This window comes from Curtobacterium sp. MCBA15_001, assembly GCF_001864835.1.
Taxonomy (GTDB): Bacteria; Actinomycetota; Actinomycetes; order Actinomycetales; family Microbacteriaceae; genus Curtobacterium.
The window spans coordinates 91,508-110,129 of the sequence record NZ_MJGI01000022.1 but is presented as its reverse complement, the minus strand read 5'-3'; the positions used below and the strand labels follow the sequence as shown (position 1 = coordinate 110,129).

At 70.4% G+C, this 18,622-nt stretch carries 19 protein-coding genes; 9 read left to right on the top strand and 10 right to left on the bottom strand.

Features of this window, described 5'->3' with window-relative positions; translation table 11 throughout:
• The first annotated feature begins 17 nt into the window (after positions 1-17).
• Positions 18-758, top strand: a complete 741-nt coding sequence (locus BIU90_RS09075) for an MBL fold metallo-hydrolase (protein ID WP_071299912.1) — start codon at positions 18-20, stop codon at positions 756-758.
• Positions 759-890: 132 nt separating this feature from the next.
• Here the strand turns inward: BIU90_RS09075 and BIU90_RS09070 are convergent, their stop codons facing one another.
• The 7 genes from BIU90_RS09070 to BIU90_RS09040 all read right to left on the bottom strand — a co-directional run bounded on the left by BIU90_RS09070 (position 891) and on the right by BIU90_RS09040 (position 7,454).
• A complete protein-coding gene (locus tag BIU90_RS09070) occupies positions 891-1,934 on the bottom strand; it encodes a Gfo/Idh/MocA family protein (protein WP_071299911.1) in 1,044 nt (347 codons plus the stop codon).
• A gap of 164 nt (positions 1,935-2,098) precedes the next feature.
• Entirely contained in the window at positions 2,099-3,010 is a 912-nt protein-coding gene (locus BIU90_RS09065) for a prenyltransferase (protein WP_071299910.1), read from the bottom strand.
• Positions 3,007-3,459, bottom strand: a complete 453-nt coding sequence (locus tag BIU90_RS09060) for a lycopene cyclase domain-containing protein (protein ID WP_071299909.1) — start codon at positions 3,457-3,459, stop codon at positions 3,007-3,009. Before BIU90_RS09060 ends, BIU90_RS09065 begins: the two co-directional genes overlap by 4 nt.
• Positions 3,456-3,791, bottom strand: a complete 336-nt coding sequence (locus BIU90_RS09055) for a lycopene cyclase domain-containing protein (protein WP_071299908.1) — start codon at positions 3,789-3,791, stop codon at positions 3,456-3,458. Before BIU90_RS09055 ends, BIU90_RS09060 begins: the two co-directional genes overlap by 4 nt.
• A complete protein-coding gene (crtI, locus tag BIU90_RS09050; protein ID WP_071299907.1) occupies positions 3,791-5,467 on the bottom strand; it encodes a phytoene desaturase family protein in 1,677 nt (558 codons plus the stop codon). The genes BIU90_RS09055 and crtI overlap by 1 nt, the downstream gene beginning before the upstream one ends.
• Positions 5,464-6,399: a phytoene/squalene synthase family protein gene (locus BIU90_RS09045; protein ID WP_071299906.1), complete on the bottom strand. Its 936-nt coding sequence runs from the start codon at positions 6,397-6,399 to the stop codon at positions 5,464-5,466. The genes crtI and BIU90_RS09045 overlap by 4 nt, the downstream gene beginning before the upstream one ends.
• On the bottom strand, positions 6,396-7,454 hold the full coding sequence (locus BIU90_RS09040; protein WP_071299905.1) for a polyprenyl synthetase family protein: 1,059 nt from the start codon (positions 7,452-7,454) through the stop codon (positions 6,396-6,398). Before BIU90_RS09040 ends, BIU90_RS09045 begins: the two co-directional genes overlap by 4 nt.
• Before the next feature lie 21 nt (positions 7,455-7,475).
• On the opposite strand from BIU90_RS09040, the gene idi reads away from it, so the two are divergent.
• From idi to BIU90_RS09010, 6 genes are all read left to right on the top strand, one after another.
• Complete coding sequence (gene idi, locus BIU90_RS09035; protein ID WP_071299904.1) at positions 7,476-8,009, top strand: isopentenyl-diphosphate Delta-isomerase; 534 nt, start codon at positions 7,476-7,478, stop codon at positions 8,007-8,009.
• 465 nt (positions 8,010-8,474) lie between these two features.
• On the top strand, positions 8,475-9,527 hold the full coding sequence (locus tag BIU90_RS09030) for a magnesium and cobalt transport protein CorA (protein WP_071299903.1): 1,053 nt from the start codon (positions 8,475-8,477) through the stop codon (positions 9,525-9,527).
• A gap of 158 nt (positions 9,528-9,685) precedes the next feature.
• The gene (locus BIU90_RS09025; protein ID WP_071299902.1) at positions 9,686-10,708 is read left to right on the top strand and encodes a LacI family DNA-binding transcriptional regulator; all 1,023 of its coding nucleotides are present in this window, start codon (positions 9,686-9,688) and stop codon (positions 10,706-10,708) included.
• 388 nt (positions 10,709-11,096) lie between these two features.
• On the top strand, positions 11,097-12,620 hold the full coding sequence (gene mmsA / locus BIU90_RS09020; RefSeq protein ID WP_175470177.1) for a multiple monosaccharide ABC transporter ATP-binding protein: 1,524 nt from the start codon (positions 11,097-11,099) through the stop codon (positions 12,618-12,620).
• Positions 12,617-13,909, top strand: a complete 1,293-nt coding sequence (gene mmsB, locus BIU90_RS09015) for a multiple monosaccharide ABC transporter permease (protein ID WP_071299901.1) — start codon at positions 12,617-12,619, stop codon at positions 13,907-13,909. Before mmsA ends, mmsB begins: the two co-directional genes overlap by 4 nt.
• 61 nt (positions 13,910-13,970) lie before the next feature.
• Positions 13,971-15,077, top strand: coding sequence for a sugar-binding protein (locus BIU90_RS09010; protein ID WP_071299900.1), 1,107 nt, complete (start codon positions 13,971-13,973; stop codon positions 15,075-15,077).
• A gap of 127 nt (positions 15,078-15,204) precedes the next feature.
• Here the strand turns inward: BIU90_RS09010 and BIU90_RS09005 are convergent, their stop codons facing one another.
• The 3 genes from BIU90_RS09005 to dcd all read right to left on the bottom strand — a co-directional run bounded on the left by BIU90_RS09005 (position 15,205) and on the right by dcd (position 16,714).
• Positions 15,205-15,534 (bottom strand): DUF86 domain-containing protein, encoded by a 330-nt coding sequence (locus BIU90_RS09005; protein ID WP_071299899.1) that lies wholly within the window; start codon positions 15,532-15,534, stop codon positions 15,205-15,207.
• Entirely contained in the window at positions 15,531-16,046 is a 516-nt protein-coding gene (locus BIU90_RS09000) for an XRE family transcriptional regulator (protein ID WP_071299898.1), read from the bottom strand. The genes BIU90_RS09005 and BIU90_RS09000 overlap by 4 nt, the downstream gene beginning before the upstream one ends.
• Positions 16,047-16,126: 80 nt before the next feature.
• On the bottom strand, positions 16,127-16,714 hold the full coding sequence (gene dcd / locus BIU90_RS08995) for a dCTP deaminase (protein WP_071299897.1): 588 nt from the start codon (positions 16,712-16,714) through the stop codon (positions 16,127-16,129).
• An 82-nt stretch (positions 16,715-16,796) separates the two neighbouring features.
• Here dcd and BIU90_RS08990 point away from each other — a divergent pair, with 82 nt between their 5' ends.
• Both BIU90_RS08990 and BIU90_RS08985 read left to right on the top strand, forming a co-directional pair.
• On the top strand, positions 16,797-17,897 hold the full coding sequence (locus tag BIU90_RS08990) for a GNAT family N-acetyltransferase (protein WP_175470173.1): 1,101 nt from the start codon (positions 16,797-16,799) through the stop codon (positions 17,895-17,897).
• Positions 17,898-17,907: 10 nt separating this feature from the next.
• A complete protein-coding gene (locus tag BIU90_RS08985) occupies positions 17,908-18,594 on the top strand; it encodes a DUF6882 domain-containing protein (protein WP_071299895.1) in 687 nt (228 codons plus the stop codon).
• The last annotated feature ends 28 nt before the right edge of the window (positions 18,595-18,622 follow it).

Sequence of the window (18,622 nt, the reverse complement as noted above, 5' to 3'; positions counted from 1 at the left end):
CGCCTACGGTCACGCGCATGTTGTACCGAGACGTCGCAGAAGGCATCCACCGCCTGGAGATCGCCCACACGAACCAGTACCTCGTCGAGACCGGCGACCAGCTCGTGATCGTCGACGCCGGGTTACCCGCATCGTGGCCGCACCTGCTGCTGGCACTGCGCGACCTCGGGTACGACCCGTCCCGCGTCGAGGGCATCCTGCTCACCCACGGCCACTTCGATCACGTCGGCACTGCTGCCCGGGCGCACCGCGAGTGGGGCACGCCGGTCTTCGTGCACCCCGGCGACCGGCACCTGGCGGCGCATCCGTACTCCTACCGGCCGCAGACGAACCGCTTCGGGTTCGTCGCACTGCACCCCGGCGGCATCGCGCCGCTCGGGCGGATGCTGCTGGCCGGCGCGGCGACGGTGGACGGCATCGCGGACACCGAGCCGCTCGAGTCCCGGGCCGAGGTCCCCGGCTCGCCGTGGATCATCGAGACGCCGGGCCACACCGACGGGCACGTCGCCCTGCACTTCGCGGACCGCGACGCCGTCATCGTCGGCGACGCACTCGTCACGTTCGACCCGTACACCGCCGGGATCGGCCCACGGGTGGTAGCGCCGGCCGCGACGGCCGACATGGACACCGCCGTCGCGTCGCTGTCCCGTCTCGAGGACACCGAGGTCCGCCACGTCCTCCCCGGGCACGGTCCGGTCTGGTCGACCGGCGTCCGCCGGGCCGTTGCGCAGGCACGGCGGACGGCCGGAGTCGCCTGAGCGGGGCACCAGACGGACAGGAGGTTCCCCACCGGTCACGGCCGGCCCGCCGCTGACGCGTCGCGCCGGAACCGGCCGGCGTGGGCCCAGGTCCCAGCCGGCACCGGGCCTCCTGTCCGAGACGGCGCGGCGTCAGGACGGGACGACCACGTCCTCCGGCACGCCGGAGGCGGCCGACCGCGTGGCGGCCTCCATCAGCGCGAGGCTCCGCAGGTTGTCGCGGCCGCTCGTCTCGGGCGCGGGACCACCCTCGACCGAGCGAGCGAACGCCTGCAGACCGCCCTGGCGGTCGTGGTGCTCGGCGGTCGGCAGCTCGACCGGGGTGGCGGACGTGTCGCCCGCCCGCCGGACCGTCACGAGGTCGCCGCTGACGTCCCCGGGCTCGCCGGCGCGACTGGTGAACTGGATCTCACCGTCCTCGCCCTGGATGCTCCACTCCCCGGCCCAGGCGGTGTGCTCGGCGCGGCTCAGCCAGCTGCCGCGGTAGCTGACGACCAGGCCGTCCTGCATCTCGATGAGCATCGAGGCGACCGCTTCGTCCTGGTACTTGCTGAACGACGGGTAGGTGGCCTTCGCGAAGACCCGCACGGGTTCCTGCCCGGTGACCATCCGCAGCAGGTCGATGTGGTGGATCGCCATGTCGTTGAACATCGCGTGCGGGAAGCGGTAGTGCGGGTGGTCGGCGAAGGGCCGGTCGTTGTCCCACTGCCGGAAGTCGACGTTGATCGCGGAGAGCTCGCCGAGCGTGTCGGCGGCGAGCAGGTCCCGCACCACGCGCGGCGCCGGGTAGAACCGGTAGTTCTGGCTGACCTGCAGCACGAGGCCGCGTTCCTCGGCACGGTGGACGGCGGCGGCGGCCTCGTCCGCGGTGTTGGCGAAGGGCTTCTCGACCAGGACGTGCTTGCCCGCGTCGAGGGCTTCGAGCGCGAGCGGCACGTGCGTGACGGCCGGGGCGGTGATGACCACGGCGTCGGCGTCGACCGCGGTCAGGGCATCGGTGAGCGAGGCGAACGCGGCCGTCTCGGGCAGCCCCAGGTCCGTCCGCACGGCCTCGAGCGTGTCGGCACTCGGGTCGACGATGCCGACCACCTGCACTTCCGACACCGCGGGGATGGCTTCGCGGGCCCAGCTGCCGCCCCACCCTCCGAGACCGACGTGGATGATGCGGACCGTCATACGGGCACTCCTTCGTGATCGTTGCGACACCGACCTCGGCGTCACGTCCATCCTGTCAGGCACGACCGACGACGCGGAACCGGGCACGACCGACGATGGCGAACCGGGCAGGACCGACGACGCCCGACCGGCGCCGTGCCCACCAGTGCGGACCGGCGCCTCCGTCAGTGCGTGAAGGCGTAGGCGATGAGCGCCATCGTGACGATGAAGCCCGCCAGGTAGTTGATCCACAGGAAGCGCTTCCAGCCAGCGTTCGCGGCCTCGGCGCCCGCGTCGGTGACGTTCCACCACGGCAGCACGTTGAGCGCGTACGGGATCACCACGACGGCCGCGATCGGCCCCGGGAACGCCGAGAACAGCAGCGCGACCCCGGCGACCACGTAGGCGACGAAGGCCAGCCGCACGGTCGCCCGCGCGCCGATCACCGTCGCGACCGAGCCGATCCCGCCGGCACGGTCGGCGAGCACGTCCTGCACGGCGCCGAACGCGTGCGAGGCCACGCCCCACAGGAAGAACGCGATGCACACGGCCACCAGCTGCCCGGTCCACTGCGGCCCGGCGAGCGCCAGCCCGTAGATCGCCGGCGACACGAAGTGCGTGCTCGACGTCAGGGAGTCGAGGAACGGCTTCTCCTTGAAGCGGAGTCCCGGGGCGGAGTACGCGATCACGGCGAAGACGCTGATCGCGAGCACCAGCCACGACCACGGGCCGCCGAGCAGCACGAGGGCGACCAGGAACGGCACGTTCGTCACGACGACGGCCCAGAGCGTGGTGCGGTGCACGCTCTTGTCGAGCAGCGCCCCCTCGACGCCGCCCTTGCGCGGGTTGCGCAGGTCGGACTCGTAGTCGAAGACGTCGTTGATGCCGTACATCGCCAGGTTGTAGGGCACCAGGAAGTACACGACGCCGATCAGGAAGGCGACGAGCGAGAACCCACCGCCGCCGTCGACGCCGACCCCGCTGCCGAGCAGGTAGGCGGCACCGAACGGGTAGGCGGTGTTCACCCAGCTGATCGGCCGGGACGACACGAACAGCGCGCGCATGGTGGACTGCCGGGAGGCAGGGGTCGCCGTCATCGCGGGTCCTCCGGTCGGGTGGGTGGCTGGGTGGCGTGCCGGGTGCCGGTGGCCGCGACACGGTCGCGTCCGGCGGTCTGGTCGCGTCCGCCGGCCCGGTCGAACAGCACCCAGAGGGCGGGCAGCAGGAAGGCGGCGGCGATCGCGTACGCCAGGTCCTCGATCGGGAAGGCACCGACCCGGATGCCGCTGATCCGCGCTGGGTCGTACGCGACGATGCCGAGCGTCACGATCACGTTGTTGAAGACCACGGTCATGACCAGGAGCGCGATGCCGGCGACGATCCCGGCGATCAGCGCGATGCGACGTCCGCTGACCGCCCGCGCGCGCGACCCACCGGGTGCGCTCGGACCGGAACGGCGTGCGGCGACGATCCCCGCGGCGACCGCCGTCAGGACCGCCACGGCGAGGAACGGCACCGCGAGCGCGGCGTACAGCCCACTGTTCATGCGTCGCTCCCTCGTCGGAACGCCCGTGCGACGAGCGGACGGACGAACCCGGTCAGGTCCATCGTCGTGTAGCAGAGCAGCACCAGGAAGAAGAGCTCCTCGAGCGGGACGTCGGGTGCCAGCAGCACGCCGGTCAGCAGACGGGTCGGGCCGATGAAGAAGATGTCGAGCGCGACGCCGGCGACGTCCCACACCATGAAGAACGCCACCCCGACGACCATCACCGCAGCGGCCCGCCACGGTGCCCGCCAGAAGAACAGCCGGAAGCGCGCATCGAGCACGACCATGCCCGTGATCGACACGAGCAGTCCGAGCAGGTACAGGCCGGGCATCACCCAGCAGCCGTCGCAGCGGTGGGCCTGCGCGGGGCACGCCCACCGGGACGCGGCCGCGGCGGGGCGCCCTCGGCCCGGGACAGCGGCGTGGGCAGCGGCTCGGTCGAGGTGTCCCCGTGGATGCGCTTGAGCAGGACCTCGGCGGAGATCAGGCACATCGGCAGACCGATGCCCGGGATGGTCGAGGACCCGGCGTAGTACAGCCCCTCGACCTTGCCGGACTTGTTGCCCTCGCGGAAGAACGCGCTCTGCTTCAGCGTGTGCGCCGGCCCGAGCATCGAGCCGCTCCACGCGTTGTAGTCGTCCGCGAAGTCCCGCGGTCCGATCGTCCGACGTACGCGGATGCGGTCGCGCAGGTCCGGCACGCCGGCGCGCTCGGCGACGACGTCGATCGCGCGGTCGGCGATCTGCTCGACCTCGTAGTCACCGGCACCGTCGATGCCGCCCTTGCCGATGCCCACGTCCGCGGGCAGGGGCACCAGGATGAACAGGTTGCTCGTGCCGGGCGGGGCGACGGTCGGGTCGGTCTCCGACGGCGCGCAGACGTAGATCGAGGCGGGGTCGGGCACGTGTCGGTCGTCGCCGAACACCGCACCGAAGTTCGCCTGCCAGTCCGCGGTGAACACGAGCGTGTGGTGGAGCAGTCCGGGCACGGGTCCGTCGACGCCCAGGTACACGAGCACCGCCGAGGGGCCCGGGTCCCGCTTCTTCCAGTGCGACTCGTCGTGGGTGCGGTGCTGCCGGTCGAGCAGCTGCATCTCGGTGTGTCGGAGGTCGGCGGCGCTGACGACGACGTCCGCCGGGGCGACGTGCTGCTCGCCGCGACGGTCGCGGTGCACCACGCCGGTGACGTGGCCGCCCTCGACCTGGATGCGCTCGACCTTGGCGCCGGCGATGATCTGCGCGCCCTCGGCCCGGGCGACGCGCTCGACGGCGGAGATCACCTCGGTGATGCCGCCCTTCGGGTAGAGCACCCCGTCGGCCAGGTCGAGGTGGCTCATCAGGTGGTACATGCTCGGCGCCGAGTACGGGCTGGTACCGAGGAAGACCGCCGGGTAGCCCAGGACCTGCCACAGACGGCGGTCACGGACGGCGCTCTCGGCGAAGGTCGACAGGGGCTCGAGCAGCAGTCGCGCGAGCTTGCCCATGCGCAGCAGGACGTCCGGCGCGGCGAGCTTCCGGAAGTCCTGGAACGTGCCGTACAGGAAGCGTCGGACGGCCATCTCGTAGGTGTCGGCCGCAGAGTCGAGGTACTTCGCCATCCGCTTGCCGGCGCCCGGCTCGATCGACTCGAACAGGGCGAGGTTGTCCTCGCGCGACGCCCGGAGGTCGATCGGCTCGTCGTAGCCCTCGCTGTAGACGCGGTACCCGGGGTCGAGCTTGACCAGGTCGAGCTGCTCGTCTGCGCTGGTGCCGAGCAGCTGGAAGAAGTGGTCGAAGACCTCGGGCATCAGGTACCACGACGGGCCGGTGTCGAACCGGAAGCCGTCGCGCTCCCACGAACCGGCACGGCCGCCGAGCTGGCTGCGCTGCTCGAGCACGGTCACGGCGTAGCCGTCCCGCGCCAGCAGCGCGGCCGAGGCGAGGCCGCTGATCCCGCCGCCGATGACGACGGCGCGACGCACGGGGACCTTGCGGGTGGACTTCGGACTGGAGGCACGTGGCGGGGTCATGAGGGGCCTCCCGGCTGGTGGGTGGTGACGGTCCGGGACCGCAGCGGTGCGCGCCCGGCGAGCACCTGCGCGGCGAGCCGCGCCTTCACGGGGTTGGGGACGCGCACGCGCGTCGTGATCAGCCGGTGCGCCGGGGTGGCGGCGATCCGGTCGTTGAGCTCCTGGAACAGCGCGTGCGCCAGCCCCACCGCGTTGCGGGCGTCCTTCGGCAGCAGGGGGACGGTGCGCGCCGCCGTGTCGAGGTCGGCCTGCACGTCGGCGACGAGCCGGTGCTTGGTGGCCTCGTCGAAGGTGCGGACGTCGACGCCGGGGAAGTACGACCGCCCGAGCACCTCGAAGTCGGCGTGCAGGTCGCGCAGGAAGTTGACCTTCTGGAACGCGGCCCCGAGCGCCCGGGCGCCGTCCACCAGCACGGCCTCGTCGAACGTGGGACGACCCGCGCGGTACACGAACGCGCGCAGGCACATCAGCCCGACGACCTCGGCCGAGCCGTACACGTACGTGGCGAAGGACGAGTCGTCGTGCTCGGTCTGCTCGAGGTCCATCCGCATCGACGCGAAGAACGGCCTGGTGAGCTCTGCGCCGAAGCCGGTTGTCCGGGCGGAGCGTGCGAAGGCGTGCACGACCGGGTTCACCGAGAACCCGTGCACCATCGCCCGCTCGGTGTCCTGCTCGAGCTCGTCGAGCACCGTGCGGGCGAGCGCCGGGTCGAGGCCGGCCTCGGTCGCCGGTCCGTCGACGACCTCGTCCGCCACCCGGACCAGCGCGTAGACGTTCTTGATGTGCTCGCGCGTGTCCTTGGTGAGCAGGCGGCTGGCGAGCCCGAACGAGGTGGAGTACCGGTCGATGACGACCGAGGACGCGGCTTCCGCCGTGGCATCGTAGAGCGGGAGCCGCGCGGCGTGCGTGCTCCCGGTGTGGTTCGTGGTCACCGGACGCGCTCCACCAGTTCGGACACCAGGGCTTCGAGCCGCACGGCCAGGTCGTAGGGCAGCGCTGCGAGCTCGGCGCGGGCCAACGCGGTGTGCTCCTCGACGCGGGCCAGTGCGGCGTCGTGCGCACCGCAGTGGACGAGCAGGCGACGCATCTCGGCGGCACGCTCCTCGGTCAGGTCCGGGTCGCCGAGGTACGGCGCGAGCTCGGACCAGCACTCGGTGGTCGCCGCGTAGGCGATGAGCATGGTGCGCTTGCCCTCACGCAGGTCGCCGATCGCGGTCTTGCCCGTCGCGGCCTCGTCCCCGAAGACCCCGAGCAGGTCGTCGACCACCTGGTAGGCGATGCCGATCTCGCGCCCGAAGGCCCCGAGCGCGGCGACGACGGACTCCGGCGCACCGGCGAGCACCGCCCCGGACTGCAGGGGTGCCTCGAACGAGTACACGCTCGTCTTCGCCCGCTCCATCGCCAGGACCTCGTCCACCGTCGGCATCACGCCGTGCGTCAGGTCCACGTCGGCCATCTCACCCGCGGCACTGGCGAACACGGCGTCGTCGAACAGGTCGAGCAGGCGGGTGCGTCGCTCGCCGTCGGCACCGCTCGCCTCGATGAAGCGAGGTGCTCCGGCGAGCGCGAGGTCCCCGGCGATCACCGCAGCGCTCGTCCCCCGGTGCTCGGCAGTCGGCAGCGGCAGCCCGCCCGTCGTGCCGGTGTCGCGGAAGGACCCGGCGACGTTCGGCTGGCCGCGGCGGGACCAGTCACGGTCGATCACGTCGTCGTGGACCACGAGTGCGGTGTGCAGGAGTTCGTACGCGGCCCCGACGTTCGCTGCTGCGTGCACGTCGGTCCCGCCCAGCCCGGCGTAGGCGGTGAGCACCATGCGCGGGCGGAAGCGCTTGCCGCCCATCGACGCCTTGCGGAGCACGCGCCAGAGTTCTTCCGAGGGGCGACCGAACGCCTGGGCACGGGCAGACGACACGGTGAAGAACCGCTCCAGGCACTCGTCGACCAGCCCGAGGTCGATGTGCGCCACGGTGGCCGCTTCGTCCGTCATTGGCCTAATCTATCGAACTAGATGAACCACTTCCCTGAATCCGTCGTGCTGCTGGCCGAAGACCGTACCCCGATCGGCACCGCCGACAAGTTCGCGGTCCACACCGAGCACACGCCGCTGCACCTCGCGTTCAGCTGCCACGTCACCAACAGCGCCGGGGACCTGCTCGTCACGCGCCGGGCGCTGTCGAAGAAGGCCTGGCCGGGCGTGTGGACGAACTCCTTCTGCGGGCATCCCGGGCCGGACGAGTCGTTCGAGGACGCCATCGCCAGGCGCGCCGCCCGCGAGCTCGGCATCACCGTGCGGGACATCGAGAGCGTGCTGCCCGACTTCCGGTACCGCGCGGTCGACGCGTCGGGCATCGTCGAGAACGAGGTCTGCCCGGTGTTCCGCGCCGTGACCGACGACGTGCCGGCACCCGCCGACGACGAGGTCTCCGAGTACGAGTGGCTCTCCGAGGACGCCCTGCGCGCCGCTGTGTCGGCGGCGCCGTTCGCGTTCAGCCCGTGGCTCGGGTGGCAGCTCGAGCAGCTGCCGGTCCGCGCCCTCGACTGACCCTCCCGCGTCCCGCTGTCGGAGGGCCAGCCGTGACGTCCTCGAACCGGGACGTCTGGGGCAGGTGACGGACCCGGGCCGCAGGGATTCTGCCGCGGCGGGTCGATGGTCGCCGTCGTACGGGTGCCGGCGCGTGCGCTCGCGGGCAGATCGTGGTGGTACCCCGGTACCGGCGTTGAGGATCGGGTCCGACGGGCGTACGCTCGACCCTCGGTGCTGCGTGACGCGCACCGAGGTCGCACACGGCGGCCGCATGACGAACCAGATGGGCAGGTGAGGCGCGATGTCGGGTGATCATCCTCGTGCGGGCCGGCTGACCGCCCTGGTCGTCACCGTGCCCGTGTCCTAGGTTCTTCTCCCCCGCGTCGGCGATGCCGCGCGGCCCACGTCGGCATGCCGGTGCGGGTCCGTGCCGCAAGCCGAGCGGAACCGCGCCCGCCTGCTCCCCGACCCGAGGAGCACAGCATGGCCATGATCGACAACGCGGTCTACGTCGACGGACGGCGCGTCGACTCCTCGTCCACCCTGGCGCCGGCCCGCCGGGACTGCGACCTGACCTGGATCGGGCTGTTCCGACCGAACGCACGCGAGCTCGACGCCGTCGCCGCGGAGTTCGACCTGCACGAGAACGCGGTCGAGGACGCCGGCAAGGGACACCAGCGCGCCAAGCTCGAGCGGTACGGCGACACGCTCTTCGTGGTGCTGCGCCCCGCCTGGAACGACGCGCACGAGGGCACGGTCGAGTTCGGCGAGGTGCACCTGTTCGTCGGCGACCGGTTCGTGGTGAGCGTCCGGCACGCCGACCGACCCGACCTGGCGGCACTGCGGGCGCGCGTGGAGCAGGACCCGGAGTTCCTGGCGAAGGGATCCGAGGCGGTGACGGCAGCGATGCTCGACGAGGTCGTGGACGGCTACGGCCCGGTGGTCGAGGTGCTGCAGGACGAGATCGACGAGATCGAGGACCAGCTGTTCGCGGGACACGTGGCCGCCGACGTCTCGAAGCGGATCTACCAGCTGCTGAGCGAGGTCCTGGCGTTCCAGCGCGCCACGAAGCCGGTCCCGGCGATGGTGAACGGGCTGCTCCGGGGCGCGGACAAGTACGCCGTCGACGAGGAGGTCCAGCACCGCCTGCGCGACGTGCTCGACCACGCGCTGCGGGTCACCGAGCGGATCGACTCCTTCCGCGCGCTCCTCGAGAACGCGCTGACCCTGCACTCGACGCTCGTGTCTCAGGAGCAGAACGAGGCGATGCGGCGGATGACCAGTGCGAGCCTGGCGCAGGGCGAGGAGAGCCGGCAGTTGGCGCGGGCGGCGCACCAGCAGGGCGAGGAGGTCAAGAAGATCTCGTCGTGGGCGGCGATCCTGTTCGCGCCGGGGCTGATCGCCGGCGTGTACGGGATGAACTTCGACGACATGCCCGAGCTGCACTGGCGCTGGGGCTACCCGGTGGCGATCCTCGCCATGTTGGCGCTGGCCGGGGTCCTGTGGCTGGTGTTCCGCAAGCGGAACTGGCTGTAGGTCCGACGGGAGGCCCGTGGCGGACCCCGCCACGGGCCTCCCGTCCGCCTGGTGACCCGATCAGGTGGCGTCCGGCTCGGGGACGTGCATAATGATCTGGCTCGGAATGTGAACGTGCACATCGGCGTGCCACGACCCCGGGCGGGAAACGAGAACCCATGTCGTCGACGCGGACACAGCAACCGCGGTCGCCCAGCATCCGTGACGTCGCACGGGTCGCCGGAGTGTCGCACCAGACGGTGTCACGCGTGCTCAACAACTCCGACGCCATCCGCGCCGAGACCCGCGACCGGGTGCTCGCCGCGATGGAGCAGTTGCAGTACCGGCCGAACCGCGCCGCGCGGGCCCTGGTCACGAGTCGGACCCGCACGATCGGTGTCCTGACCGCGCAGCGCTCGCACTACGGCCCGGCGGTCACGATGCAGGCCATCGAGGACGCCGCCGTCGGCCGCGGCTACTCGATCACGACCGCGAACATCGCGGAGCCAACGGACACCGCCGTGCGCGACGGGCTCGGGCACCTGCTCGACCAGGACGTCGAGGGGATCATCGTCATCGCGCCACAGCAGCGCGTGTTCGACCTGTTCGAGGAGCTCGGCGTCCGGACCCCGTACGTCACCCTGCGGTCCAGCATCAACGAGGACCCGACGGCCCTGTGGGTGGACCAGATGGAGGGTGCCCGCCTGGCCACGGCACACCTGCTCGACCTGGGCCACGAGTACGTCCGGCACATCGCCGGCCCGCAGGACTGGATCGAGGCGGACGCCCGGATGCAGGGCTTCCTGCGCGAGATGTCCGACCGCGACAAGCCCGTGCAGCCCCCGGTCCTGGGCGACTGGACGGCGGACTTCGGCTACCACGCGGGCCGGGAGCTGTTGCGCTACCGGGACTGCACCGCGGTGTTCTGCTCGAACGACGCGATGGCGCTCGGCGTGGTGCACGCGGCGCGGTCGTACGGGCTCGACGTCCCCGGGGACCTGTCCGTGGTGGGGTACGACGACATCCCGGAGGCCAAGCACTTCTGGCCGCCGCTCACCACCGTGCAGGTCGACTTCGCCGACCTCGGTCGACGCTGCGTCGACCTGCTGCTGCCGGACGACGACGGCCCGCTGCGCCAGGTCGAGATCGTCCCGCAGCTGATCGTCCGCGCGTCCACGAGCGCTCCCCGCCACCGCATCTGAGCTCGTCAGCCGGCACGAGCGCGCCCGCGCGTGTCCGCAGAACGCGGACGGGAGGCGCGGGGCGGGGCCGCCACGCGCCTCCCGTCCGAGCCGCGCCACGCCGGGGCGCGACCCCACACCGGGGGACACCGGATGTCCGCAGGCGCGCGGACCTGCGGTCCGTTACCGAAACGCGACCAACCCGAATTGACAGCCGCGCCGAGGCCATGCGTAGTATTGCCTCCGTTCCAGCCGATGTGACCGTTCACATGGACCGTCACACGGGCTCGGGACGACCACCGAAGGACTGCCGCGCCGAAGCGGCAGAAGGAGATGCACTGTGGCGTCAACCCCGATCGACACCGGACTACAGACCCGGTCGATCACCGCACCCGAGACCATCCTCGAGATGCGGTCGATCACCAAGGAGTTCCCTGGTGTCAAGGCACTGTCCGACGTGTCGCTCAACGTCCGCGCCGGCGAGATCCACGCCATCTGCGGCGAGAACGGCGCCGGCAAGTCGACCCTGATGAAGGTCCTGTCGGGCGTCTACCCCTACGGCACCTACACCGGTGAGATCGTCTTCGAGGGCGAGGAGATGCGCTTCTCGAACATCAAGCAGTCCGAGCAGGCCGGCATCGTCATCATCCACCAGGAGCTGGCGCTCATCCCGGAGCTCTCGATCACCGAGAACCTGTTCCTCGGCAACGAGCCGAGCCGCTTCGGTGCGATCGACTGGACCGCCGCGCAGCTCCGTGCGCAGGACCTGCTCGCCCGTGTCGGTCTGCGCGACGACCCGGACACGCAGATCAAGAACATCGGCGTCGGCAAGCAGCAGCTCGTCGAGATCGCGAAGGCCCTGCACAAGGACGTCAAGCTCCTCATCCTCGACGAGCCCACCGCGGCGCTGAACGAGAACGACTCGCAGCACCTGCTCGACCTGATCGTGGGCCTCAAGGCCAAGGGCATCTCGAGCATCATCATCAGCCACAAGCTCAACGAGATCGAGCAGATCGCGGACGAGATCACGATCATCCGCGACGGCAAGACCATCGAGACGCTCAACGTCAAGGCGGACGGCGTCAACGAGGACCGGATCATCCGCGGGATGGTCGGCCGCTCGCTCGAGTCCCGGTTCCCGGACCGCACCCCGAAGATCGGCGAGACCTTCTTCGAGGTCCGCGACTGGACCGTGCAGCACCCGCTCGACTCCTCGCGCCTGGTCTGCAAGGGCTCGAACTTCCACGTCAAGCGCGGCGAGATCGTCGGCTTCGCCGGCCTCATGGGCGCCGGACGGACCGAGCTCGCGATGAGCCTCTTCGGCCACTCGTACGGCACGTTCCTCGGCGGTCAGGTCATCAAGGACGGCCAGGAGATCAAGCTCAACACCGTCCAGCAGGCGATCGACAACGGGATCGGCTACGTCTCCGAGGACCGCAAGGCGCTCGGCCTGAACCTGCTCGACACCGTGAAGCGCTCGACCGTCGCGGCGGACCTCAAGAAGATCTCCAAGGGCGGCGTCGTCGACTCGCTCGAGGAGTACTCGGTCGCCGAGAAGTTCCGCAAGATGCTCCGCACCAAGGTGCCGACGGTGGAGGAGAACGTCGGGAAGCTCTCCGGCGGGAACCAGCAGAAGGTCGTCCTGTCCAAGTGGATGTTCACCGACCCAGACCTGCTCATCCTCGACGAGCCCACCCGCGGCATCGACGTCGGCGCCAAGTTCGAGATCTACGGCATCATCCAGCAGCTCGCGGCCGAGGGGAAGGGCATCATCCTCATCTCGTCCGAGCTCCCCGAACTCCTCGGGCTCTCCGACCGGATCTACACCATCTTCGAGGGTCAGATCACCGCTGACCTGCCGGCCGACCAGGCCGATCCCGAATCGCTCATGCGCAGCATGACCTCCGCGCGGAAGGGCGCCACCGTCTCATGAACAACCTGAAACTGCTGTTCGGCAAGGGCAACAGCATCGGCCAGTACGGCATGGTCATCGCGCTCATCGCGCTGCTGATCTTCTTCTCGATCACCACCCAGGGCCTGATCCTCGAGCCCACGAACGTGATCAACCTGTTCCTGCAGTACTCCTACATCCTGATCCTGGCGCTCGGCATGGTCATGGTGATCATCGCCGGCCACATCGACCTGTCGGTCGGTTCGGTCGCGGCGGTCGTCGGCATCATCGTGGCGCAGTCGATCGCGGTGTGGCACTTCCCGGTCTGGACCGCGATCATCCTCGGTCTGGCCGTCGGCGCGCTCATCGGCGCCTGGCAGGGCTTCTGGGTCGCGTTCGTCCGGGTCCCGGCGTTCATCGTGACGCTGGCCGGTCAGCTCATCTTCCGTGGCGTCAACCAGATCATCGGCGGCTCCACCTCGGTGCCCGTTCCCGACGCGTACACGCCGATCGGCGCCGGCTTCCTCGGCGACTTCGGTCCCGACTTCGGCTACAGCAACGGCACGCTGCTGATCGGCCTGGTCACCATCGCCGCGCTCATCATCATCGAGGCCCGTGGACGTGCCCGTCGCCGCAAGATGCAGGCCGAGGTCCCGCCGCTGTGGGTCTCCGTCGTCCGCACCGGCATCCTGGTCGCCGTGACGCTCGTCGCCACGTACCTGTTCGGAGCCGGCCCGGTCGGCACCTCGGTCCCGATCGTCGCGATCATCCTCGGTGTCCTGACGATCATCTACGGCTTCGTCACGAAGAACACGATCTTCGGTCGCCAGGTCTACGCCGTCGGTGGCAACTCCAGCGCCGCCGTCCTGTCCGGTGTCTCCGCGAAGAAGGTCAACTTCTTCGTCATGATGAACATGTCCGTCCTGGCCGCCGTCGCCGGCATGGTGTTCGTCGCCTACTCCGGCGCCTCGGGCCCCGCTGACGGCACCGGCTGGGAGCTCGACGCGATCGCCGCCGTGTTCGTCGGTGGTGCTGCGGTCGCCGGTGGTGTCGGCACGATCTCCGGCTCGATCATCGGTGGTCTCGTGATGGCGCTGCTGTCGAACGGTCTGCAGCTGATGGGCCTGGAGTCCAACAAGGTGCAGATCATCCGCGGTCTGGTCCTGCTCGTGGCCGTCGCCTTCGACGTCTACTCGAAATCGCAGGGTCGTCCGTCGCTCATCGGCGGCATGATGCGGCAGTTCCAGCGGAAGGACACCGAGCAGAACACGGTGGCCGCCCAGCAGCCGCGGTCCATCGAGGACCAGCCCGAGAAGGTCACCCTCCCCTAGTTCCCCACACCCACAGCGGGGCTCCGGCCCCACCCCTCCTCAACGAAGAGAAAGCAATCACATGCGCAAGAAGATCGTCGCCGGCCTCAGCCTGGCGCTCATCGCGGGCCTCGCCCTCAGCGGCTGCTCGTCGCGTGGCTCGGACTCCGGCAGCGGTTCCTCCGACGCCACCATCAAGAAGGGCGACCTGATCGGCGTCGCGCTCCCCGCGAAGACCTCGCAGAACTGGGTCCTCGCAGGTGCCGCGTTCAAGAAGTCGATCGAGGACGCCGGCTTCAAGGCCGACATCCAGTACGCCAACGCCGGCAACCCGGTCCCGGACCAGCAGTCGCAGATCTCGGGCATGATCACCAAGGGTGCGAAGGCCGTCATCATCGGTGCGGCCGACGGTTCGCAGCTGACCTCGCAGGTCAAGTCGGCGAAGTCCTCGGGCGCCGTCGTCATCGCCTGGGACCGCAACATCCTGAACACCAAGAACGTCGACTACTACGTCGCGTTCAACAACTACAAGGTCGGCCAGCTGCAGGCCAACGCCCTGCTGCAGGGCCTCAAGGAGAAGAAGGGCAGCGGACCGTACAACGTCGAGCTCTTCGCCGGTTCGCCGGACGACGCCAACGCGACCGTGTTCTTCAACGGTGCGATGAGCGTCCTGCAGCCGAAGATCGACGACGGCACGCTCAAGGTCGTCTCGGGTCAGACCACGTTCGCCAAGGTGAACACGCAGGGCTGGCTCGCGCAGAAGGCCCAGTCGCGCATGACCGACCTGCTGTCGCAGTACTACACGGGTGACACCAAGCTCGACGGCGTCCTGTCGCCGAACGACACCCTCGCCCGCGCCATCCTCACCGCGACCAAGGCCGCCGGCAAGGAGAACCCGGTCGTGACCGGGCAGGACTCGGAGACCGCTTCGATCCCGCTCATCATGCAGGGCGAGCAGTACTCGACGATCTACAAGAACACCACGGAAGAGGCCCAGGCGGCCGTCGACCTGGTCTCGACCCTGTCCAAGGGCGACAAGCCCGACACCAAGATCGACAAGACCAACAACTACAACGGTGTGAAGACGGTGCCGGCCATCGAGCTGACCCCGGTCCTCGTCACCAAGGACAACGCCGTCGAGGCCTACAAGGGCAACTCGACCCTCGAGGACCTCGCCAAGCAGGGCTGATCCTCGTCCCACCCGACAGGGCCCCGTCCGCGCGAGCGGACGGGGCCCTGTCCTCGTTCCGGCGGGCTGCCGGACGGGAGGCGCGGGGCGGGCTGGCGCCGTGCCTCCCGTCCGATCGTGGTCGCGCTCAGTGCTGCTGCGCGCGCAGGCGGCGCGCCGCCGCGCACAGGTGCGGCACGTCGACCCGCGCGGTCCCGAGCACGATCGCCGGCGTCGTGTCGAAGTAGCGACGCGTGAGTCGCTCCCCCAGCAGCGAGACGCGCGACCACGGGATGTCCGGCTCCGCTCGGGTGACCGCGCTCGGCAGCATGCGCACCGCCTCGCCGATCTCGACCAGGCGCATCCGCACTGCGTCGTAGACCAGATCCTCGGGCAGGTCGGTCTCCGACACGTAGCGGGCGATGACCCCGCAGGCGCGGATGACGTCGTCCAGGCGGTCGCCGACGTCGCGGTTCACAGCGGGACCGCCGACCGGACCACGTCGGCCCCCATGCCGTCCGCGACGACGACGTCGACCCGCACGCCGAGGACCGCTTCGGCCGCGTCCTGGATCCGCATCAGGGCGAAGATGCCGTGACCGGGCAGCAGGTCGACCATCAGGTCGACGTCGCTGTCCGGGCCGTCCTCGTCACGGGCGACGCTGCCGAACAGCCGCGGGTTCGCCGCCCCGTGCTCGGTCACCAGGTCGAGGAGCTCCTGGCGGTGGCGCTGCACCCGTTCGCGGAGTGAGGGCCCTTCGTCGACGGGCTCCAGGTCGATCACGGTCGCGAAGCCCGCGGCCAGCAGGAGCCGCTGCAGCGCCGCGAGGGACGGTTCGCGTCGGCCGTTCTCGTACGTGCTGATCACGCTCTGGGTGACCCCGGCGCGATGGGCGAGCTGGACCTGCGTCAGCTCCGCGCGGAGCCGGGCGTCACGGATGAGCTCGGCGGCCGAGGGACGCTGGAGGGGCCGAGGCAGGACTGCGGACATGGCGCAACGATACACAACATGCGAAATTCAACAGGTCCGGCGCACCGATCGTTCTGCCCGCCGGTTCCCCGGCCCCGGGATCAGCTGCGGCGGGAGACGTCCGCGCGGGTGAAGGCCTGCGCGGACCGCGACGCCGTCGGGCCGCGTTGGCCCTGGTACCGCGACTGGTACTCGGCCGAGCCGTAGGGCTTGTCTGCGGGACTCGAGAGCTGGAAGAAGCACAGCTGCCCGATCTTCATGCCCGGCCAGAGCTTGATCGGCAGGGTCGCCACGTTCGACAGCTCGAGCGTCACGTGCCCAGAGAAGCCCGGGTCGATGAAGCCGGCGGTCGAGTGCGTGAGGAGCCCGAGACGGCCGAGGGAGCTCTTGCCCTCGAGCCGCGCGGCGATGTCGTCGGGCAGCGTGACGACCTCGAACGTCGAGCCGAGGACGAACTCGCCCGGGTGCAGCACGAAGGCCTCGTCCGGGTCGGTCTCCACCAGGCGCGTCAGGTCGGGCTGGTCCGTCGCGGGGTCGATGTGCGGGTACTTGTGGTTGTCGAACAGCCGGAAGTACTTGTCCAGCCGGACGTCGATGCTCGACGGCTGGATGAGCGAGGCGTCGTACGGGTCGAGGCCGATCCGGCCTGCTGCGAGCTGCGCGGAGATGTCGCGGTCGGAGAGGAGCACGGAAGGATCCTAGCGGGGCGGGTCCGGCACCGATATGCTGCTCGGCTGCCCTGCACCGCGCGGTCAGCGGAAGGAACCGATCGTGTACCGCGTCATCGAACTGGACGTGCCCGCCACCATGACGGACGACCCCGGGAAGGTCCGGGCGTTCCAGGAGTGGGTCGACGTGTCGAACCGCTCCGAGATCGCCGTGCACGGGCTGGCCGAGCTCGCGTGGAAGGCCGAGGAGCAGCTGCCCCACCAGCACGACCCCGAGGCGCCGAGCCGACTCTTCGTCGTACGGGACGACGATGAAGCTGTGGTCGCTGCCGGTGCCTACGACTCGAAGTCCGCGCCGGGCACCACGAACTGCTGGCTGTCCCTCGGCGTCGACCCCGGACGCCGCCGACGCGGCGTCGGCACCCTGCTGGCCGACCACCTGGAGGGCGTCGCCCGGGCCGAAGGTCGCACGCAGTGGAAGACCTACGCCGTGTCGCGGCAGGTCGGCCCCGGGGACGGCCCCGGCTACCTGCCGGCACCGACCGGGTTCGGCGCCGTGCCCGCCGACGAGGCCGGCGTGCGGTTCCTCACCGCCCGCGGCTGGCGCTTCGGGCAGGTCAACCGCATCAGCCGCCTGGCGCTCCCCGCCGAGCGCGACCGGGTCGAGTGCGTCCACGCCGACGCCGCGGCCGCCGCCGGGGACCGCTACCGCGTGCACACCTGGACCGGGACGACGCCGGCGCAGTGGGAGGCGTCGATCGCCCTGCTCGAGACCCGCATGAGCACTGACGCTCCGCAGGGCGGCATGGACGAGCCCGAGGACGTCTGGACCGTCGAGCGCCTCCGCGAACACGAGGCGCAGCTCCTGACGGCGCCCCGCACCCTGCTGACGATCGCGGTCGAGGACGTGGAGAACACCACGCTCGCCGGGTTCAGCCAGCTGTCCGTCCCGCACGACCTGGCGCAGCCCGTGTTCCAGTGGGACACACTGGTCCTGCGCGAGCACCGGGGGCACCGCCTCGGCTGGCTGCTCAAGGTCGTCGGGATCGAGACGATCGAGCGCGACCACGCGGGCCACCCGTCGATCGTGACGTTCAACGCCGAGGAGAACCGGCCGATGCTCGACGTCAACGAGGCGGTCGGGTTCGTCGGCGTCGGCAGCGAGGGGATCTGGGAGCACCGCACCGACACCGCCGCGGACTAGGGTCGTCGTCATGACACGTTCTCGGGGGTTGGACGCACTCATCACCGACGGGGTCTTCCTGGCCCACGAGGCGCAGTTGGCCATGGCCGACCGCCTCGGTGACCACGACCACTGGGACGTCGACCTGGCTGCCGGCGAGTTCCGGATCACCGGGCCGCAGCCGGCCACCTTCCCGGTGCAGCTGCTCGGGTCGGCAGCGCCGGGTCCCCGGAGCTGGCTGTGGGGGTGGGGCAACCCGACCCAGTTCGCCCCGCAGGTGCTCACGGCCGCACTGACCACACGGGCGTTCGGCGAGCAGCACGACGTACCCGAGCTGGTGCAGGCCGAGGTGCCCTTCGGCGACGGCGGGCCGGAAGCGGGCTACGAACTCGGCTGGAGCCTGTCGATCGCTGCCCGCCTGGCGAGCGGCACCTGGTTCAGCTACAGCGGCGAGGTCGGCGGCGGCACGCGCGTCTGGATGCTGCTCGAGGGGATGCTGTTCGACCCGCCGAGCGTTCCGCGGATGCTGCGGGTGTTCGGCGAGGCGCTGCAGACCATCGAGGTGAACGACCACCGTCGCGCCGTCGGGACCTGGGCGCAGCTCCGCGGCGTCCCGTGGGACGGCCGGACCATGACCCTGTCCGACGGCAGCCTGAGCGTCGACTTCGACGACCAGGGGCGGATCCGCGACCTGCGGGGGTCGTCAGCCCGAGCCTGAGGCGGACCCCAGCCAGCCTGCAAGACGC